The sequence below is a fragment of the Prevotella sp. ICM33 genome (assembly GCF_000517825.1).
In the GTDB taxonomy this organism is placed as follows: Bacteria; Bacteroidota; Bacteroidia; order Bacteroidales; family Bacteroidaceae; genus Prevotella; species Prevotella melaninogenica.
This window is the reverse complement of record NZ_JACD01000093.1, coordinates 1-6,541: the sequence shown is the minus strand read 5'-3', so window position 1 is coordinate 6,541 and position 6,541 is coordinate 1. Positions and strand designations below refer to the sequence as shown.

The window sequence follows — 6,541 nt, the reverse complement described above, 5'->3', positions numbered from 1 at the left end:
TGCCGTTAGTTATAGATGTTTTCTTTGAAATTATGTAATGATTTTTCAAATCCTTGTCTGTGTTTTTTCGAAGTCTTAAAATGAAAAGGTTTTCAATGAAAGTGGATGATAAAAGGATAGATAGTTGACAGTCTCAGCCATATTTTTGTTTAATGAGTAACTTCGATTCTTTTGTTAAAGCAATACGAAAAGCATCTACACATTTAACCATAATCGGTCATTAGAGCCTAAACATATTCTTCTTACAAGTTTATTACACGTATAGTATTATTCTTTATACAAGTGTTATATCTAATTATTTTCATGAACATAAATTCTTTTCTTCACGATAAAAATATATTAGATTTAGTTTAAATCATAATTTATGATGATTTTTTCTTTTTTCTTTACTTGTCTAATGAAAAATAATACATATCTTTGTGCACGAAACAAGATATAAATCCTATGAAACTAAAAACCATATCTACCAAATTGAAAAGTATGATAGATAAGTTTCTATCATGCATCTCATATCGGCAAAAGGTTACATTATCTATTTTGTGCGGTGTGATAGTAGGATTAACAGGGTTATTCTTTTATCTTCTACGTATGCATACCTATATAATAGGTGATGACCCAGCGGCATGTATTAATTGCCATATCATGTCACCTTATTATGCTACGTGGTCACACTCTGCACATGCTCGTAACACCACATGTAACGATTGTCACGTTCCTAATGATAACGTTGCTGCACACTATGCTTTTAAAGGTATGGATGGAATGAAGCATGTAGCTTATTTTGTTACATTTAATGAATCGCAAACTATTCAGGCAGAATCAGCATCCGCAGAAGTGATAATGGATAACTGCATCCGCTGTCATAAACAATTAAATCAAGAGTTTGTTAATACAGGTAGAATAGATTACATGGAGGCTCAGCGTGGTGAGGGTAAAGCCTGCTGGGATTGTCATCGTGATGTAGCACACATGAAGATGAATTCTCTCTCAAGCACCCCTGGTGCAGAATATGTGGAACCAATGCCACCTTCTCCTGTTCCAGATTGGTTGCAAAAAATGTTAGGAAAGAAAAAATAAGAACTAAAAATCGATAATTATGGCAAAGACATTAAAGAAATGGCAAGGCTGGCTACTCTTTGGAGGAGCAATGGTTCTCGTGTTCATTCTTGGACTGCTCTGTTCTTCAATGCTTGAAAGAAGAGCTGAGGTTGTAAGTGTGTTCAACAACAGACGTACACCGATGACTGACTCCATTGTATCTCAGAATGAGAAATTTGCAGCTGATTTCCCACGTGAATATGAGACGTGGGCAATGACAGAAGACACAAGTTTCGTGAGTAAGTACAATTCTTCCCAGGAAGTAGATGTACTGGCAGAGAGACCCGAAATGGTTATCCTATGGGCTGGCTATTCTTTCTCAAGAGGGTATAATACACCACGTGGACACCGTCATTGTATTGATGACTTACGTAAGATTATGCGTACAGGAAGTCCAGGTGTTGATGGACAAGATGACATACAGCCAGGAACCTGTTGGACCTGCAAGGGTCCTGATGTTCCACGTCTAATGCGTGAGAAAGGAACTGATAAATTCTATGCTGCCAAGTGGAGCGACTGGGGACCAGAGGTCATGAACACCGTCGGTTGCTCAGACTGCCATGATGCAAGGACGATGGAACTTCGTCCCGCTCGTCCTGCTCTCTATGAGGCATGGGCTCGTGTCGGTAAAGACGTGAGAAAAGCCAGCCATCAAGAGATGCGTAGCCTGGTCTGCGCACAGTGCCACACGGAATACTACTTCGAGAAAGAGAATGGCAACTATCTACATTTCCCTCAAGAAAAGGGTATGACGTGTGAGGCAGCAGAGGAATACTACGATAGTATTGGATTCTATGATTACATTAATCCGTTATCAAAGGCGAAGATTCTAAAGGCACAGCACCCTGGTTATGAATTGTATTTACAGGGAATCCATGGACAGCGTGGTGTTTCATGTGCTGATTGTCATATGCCTTACATCTCTGAGGGTGGTGTGAAATATACAGATCACCATATTACAAGTCCATTAGCAAACATTAGTCGTACTTGCCAGACTTGTCACCGTCAAGATGCTGAAACACTTCGTCAGAATGTATATGAGCGTCAACAGAAGATTTATGACTTCCGTACTCATGTCGAAAGAGAACTTGCTGCAGCACATATTGAAGCTAAATTTGCATGGGAAAAGGGTGCAACTGAGGCTGAGATGGAGCCTGTTTTGAAAGATCTTCGTAAGGGTCAGTGGCGTTGGGATTATGCTGTTGCCAGCCACGGTGCTGCTTTCCATGCTCCACAAGAAGTAATGCGACTCCTTGGAAGTGCAATGGAATATGCAAAGGATGCACGCTTACAGATCGCACGTGTAGTTGCTCGTCACGGCTTTACAGGACAGATTCCTCTTCCTGACGTTTCTACTAAGGCTAAGGCACAGTCTTACATTGGCTTAGATATGACTAAGCTTAATGCACAAAAGAAGCAGTTCCTTGACACTATCGTTCCGAAGTGGATAGAGCAGGCACGCAAGAATAAGCGGTTTATAACTAAACCGATGTAAACAAACTTACACACAGGATTCCTTCCCATTAGGGGAGGAATCTTGTTCAGTAAAATAGGAATACTCTATTTGAAGAATATTCTTGTATCCTAATATTTTATATATCAAAACGAAATCATTTATCTGCTCGTACTTCACAAACATAAAATAAAGTTTTTCAAGACCTTATTAATAGTGGGGGAGAGCCTCTTTTACTATGTGGAATAAACCTTATACACTTAGAGAAGGTACAGCAATAGTAGTTGGTTTATTGGTTACAGGTGGATTATTACAGGTAACAATAGGTCCCTTAGAGTGGGGTATCTTTGCTTGGCCAGCCAACATTATTACATTAATCTTACTCGTACTGGCACTTATCATAGTCTACGCACTTCGTAAGCGGTCTTATTTCTGTCGTTTCATGTCAACCATGCAAGCGGCGATTCCAGCTATTGCTACAGCTGCAATACTCACTCTTCTTATGGGACTTACCAAACAAGTGGCAGAAGGGAAAGCTCCTATAGACCCACTTGGTCTAACAAAGATGCTTAATTTCTGGCCGTTTGTCCTTGTTTACTTATGGATGACAGCCATTGTTGGTGAAGTAACTTTGAATCAAATAGTACATTTCTCTTGGCGTCGCTTGCCAACACTAACGAGTCATATCGGACTGTTCCTTGTTCTTACATGCGGTACACTTGGTAGTGCAGATATGCTTCGAGTAAAGATGTTTTGCGAGCAAGGACAGGTAGAGTGGCGTGGTCTTGATGCTTTTAGTGCCGTTCATCACCTCCCTGTGGCAATTCAGCTGGAGAAGTTTACCATTGATGAATATCCACCTAAGCTCATGCTTATTGATAATATGGGGCTTCCGCTTCCTAAGGGAAAGCCAGAGAATATTCTTTTAGATAAGAATGTAAAGTCTGGTCAACTGTTAGATTGTAAGATTGAGGTTCTCAAACGCATTGATAATGCTATGCCAGTTATGCTTAGTAAGATGGTTGGTAAGATACCTGGTGGTATGATGGGCAATATCCGTATGGACTCTTTAGGACAGGCACGTAATAAGGATGGCTATATAGCTTCGGATGCAACAGGTACTGCTTGTGCGATATTGGTAAAGGTAACAACTGGTGTAAATGCTAATGGAAGCAGTGACTCTGGTTTAATTAAAGGTCAAAAACGTACTGTAACTGGTTGGCTCACTTGTGGAAGCTATCTTTTCCCTTATCAGTCTTTGAAACTTAGTGATGGTAGAAGATTGGTTATGCCAAATCGTGAGCCACGTCGTTTCGCTTCACTTGTTGACATCTATACACAGGATGGAAAGAATATTCACACCGAGATAGAGGTTAACAAACCTTTTAGTATTGATGGATGGAAAATCTATCAGTTAAGTTACAATGAACAAATGGGTAAGTGGAGTAATCTAAGTATCTTTGAGATTGTAACAGACCCTTGGATGCCAGTTGTCTATGTAGGTATATTCATGTTGTTATTTGGAGCTGTTGGAATGTTCTTGACAGCAAGTCGTAAGAAGGAGGTTAAGCTATGATTTGGAGTTATTTTATCATATTTGCAGTTGTATCAGTAGTTTTATGGGCTATAGGTGCATGGGCTGCATGGCGTAACCGTCGTATCTTAGCGTTTGGCGCAACAGGTCTTGGACTTGTAATCTTCTTTTCCTACATTCTCATTATGTGGATAACATTGGAACGTCCACCACTTCGAACGATGGGAGAAACGCGTTTATGGTATAGTTTTTTCCTTCCTTTGGCAGGTATTATTGTCTTTAGTCGTTGGCAGTATAAATGGATATTGAGCTTCTCAACACTTCTTGCAACAGTGTTTGTATGTGTTAATATCTTCAAGCCTGAGATTCATTCCAAGACGCTTATGCCAGCCTTGCAGAGTCCATGGTTTGCTCCTCATGTAATTGTGTATATGATGGCATACGCACTTTTGGGTGCAGCAGTAGTCATGTCGGTCTATCTTCTTTTCTTTAAGAAGGGAACTGATACAGATAAAGAGATGGAGATAACTGATAATCTTGCCTACGTTGGACTATCATTTATGACACTTGGTATGCTTATGGGTGCTTTGTGGGCAAAAGAGGCATGGGGACATTATTGGTCATGGGACCCGAAGGAGACGTGGGCTGCTATTACTTGGCTTTCTTATTTGGTCTATGTCCACTATCGTCAGTATCGTCCTCACATTGTTCGCCCAGCCTTATGGGTACTCATTATAGCCTTCATCTTATTGCAGATGTGCTGGTGGGGCATCAATTATCTGCCGTCAGCGCAAGGCATGAGTGTACATACATATAACTTAAGTTAAAAGACTTTACTCCAAATCGGTTCATTAGAAGGTTATTTCTTAATTCTAATGAACCGATTTTGTTTTACTTATATATCTCCTTTTGCTATTATCATTAAGTCATATTTTTGACAAAACCCTTTGTCCTTCCATTTCTTTTTTATACTTTTGACAACTGAATTCAACAATAATAAGATGAGACAGATTATTAATCACTTTACAGACGATGACCTTTATAAGCTTACAATGTGCTGCGCTGTCATTGATAATTATCCACGTGCACATGTTTGCTATCAGTTTGTTGACCGTGACGATACGGTCTACCCAGAAGGTTTTGCACGTGAAGTGGAACATCAAATAGAGTTACTTGAGACGGTTGTTATTACCGACGAAGAAATAAACTTTCTTCGACAGAAGTGCAATTATCTTCCAGAATGGTTCTTGACATACCTCCGCGGCTTTCGCTTTTCACGTGAGTGGGTGAAGGTATGGCAGGATGAGGATGGGCATCTTCATATTGAGTTTGAAGGATTATGGGCTGATACTATTCTGTTAGAGGTAAAGGTTCTTGCCATCATTTCAGAGCTATTCTATATGTTTAACGACCAAGCTCAGGAGTTTGATTATCAAGAACTTTACGATAAGACTTACCATAAGACAGAGCGATTACTTGAGGCTGGTTGTGTCTTTTCAGACTTTGGCACACGCCGTCGTGCCAGCCTTACAGCAGAAGATACTGCTGTTTGTGCCATGAAGGATTGCTATGACAGTCGCGAATGGAAAGGACGCTTTGTTGGTACAAGCAACATTCATCTTGCTATGAAGTATAATCTTATGCCTGTTGGTACGATGGCGCATGAGTTTATTTGCGCTATTGGCGGTATGTTTGGCCCTCAGATGGCAAACTATATGGCCATGGAAGCATGGCGTAGGACTTATCGAGGTGCTTTGGGAACTTACCTTTACGATTCCTTTGGGTGGGATATATTTTCTTATAACTTCTCTGAAGACTTTGCTAATCAGTTCAAGGGATTGCGTATAGACTCTGGTGATAACTTTGAGCAATTAGAGAAGATTATTGCAAAATATAAGTCTTTCGGTATTGATGCACGTGATAAGCAGGTGCTATTCTCAAATGCTTTAGATACGGATAAGGCTATTGAGATACAGCGTTATGCTGAGAATCGAGTGAAGCCTTCATTTGGTATTGGTACTCACTTCACCAATGATTTCCCACATGTAAAGCCAATGAACATTGTTATTAAGTTGGTCGCTGTAAAGATTACGGAGTCGTGGCCGTTCTATAATGAGACCTGTAAGATCTCTGAAGATAAAGGTAAGCATACGGGTAAGCCAGAGGTTATCAAGCGATTCATGGAAGCAATTAATTATAAAGAGTAGATTTCTATCTAATTTTTACCTCGAATATTACAGAGGGATACGTCAAAAGACGATAATAAGTTGATGAATTAATGTTATTACTTATTATCGCCTTTTAAAGTTATATTACTCTTAATCTATTATCAAGGTCATATTTTAAGAATAGCAAATAATGATATTCATAATTATGAAGTATAGTAGTAATCATAATTATGAATTTATTGCTGTCCGGTAAACCTTTTCCACATATAAAAGTTAAGGGCTAAAATC

Annotated in this window: 5 protein-coding genes; all 5 read left to right on the top strand. The window is 39.6% G+C overall.

The features are described from left to right. Positions 1-444 precede the first annotated feature (444 nt). Complete coding sequence (gene nrfH / locus HMPREF1505_RS11525; RefSeq protein WP_021670679.1) at positions 445-1,077, top strand: cytochrome c nitrite reductase small subunit; 633 nt, start codon at positions 445-447, stop codon at positions 1,075-1,077. Between the two features lie 19 nt (positions 1,078-1,096). Further along, the gene (gene nrfA / locus HMPREF1505_RS11520; protein ID WP_036925488.1) at positions 1,097-2,593 is read left to right on the top strand and encodes an ammonia-forming cytochrome c nitrite reductase; all 1,497 of its coding nucleotides are present in this window, start codon (positions 1,097-1,099) and stop codon (positions 2,591-2,593) included. A gap of 196 nt (positions 2,594-2,789) precedes the next feature. Next, positions 2,790-4,127, top strand: a complete 1,338-nt coding sequence (locus HMPREF1505_RS11515) for a cytochrome c biogenesis protein ResB (protein ID WP_036925486.1) — start codon at positions 2,790-2,792, stop codon at positions 4,125-4,127. Next, positions 4,124-4,912 (top strand): cytochrome c biogenesis protein CcsA, encoded by a 789-nt coding sequence (gene ccsA, locus HMPREF1505_RS11510; protein ID WP_004361118.1) that lies wholly within the window; start codon positions 4,124-4,126, stop codon positions 4,910-4,912. Before HMPREF1505_RS11515 ends, ccsA begins: the two co-directional genes overlap by 4 nt. Before the next feature lie 174 nt (positions 4,913-5,086). Then, positions 5,087-6,292 (top strand): nicotinate phosphoribosyltransferase, encoded by a 1,206-nt coding sequence (pncB, locus tag HMPREF1505_RS11505; protein ID WP_197017523.1) that lies wholly within the window; start codon positions 5,087-5,089, stop codon positions 6,290-6,292. Positions 6,293-6,541 lie beyond the last annotated feature (249 nt).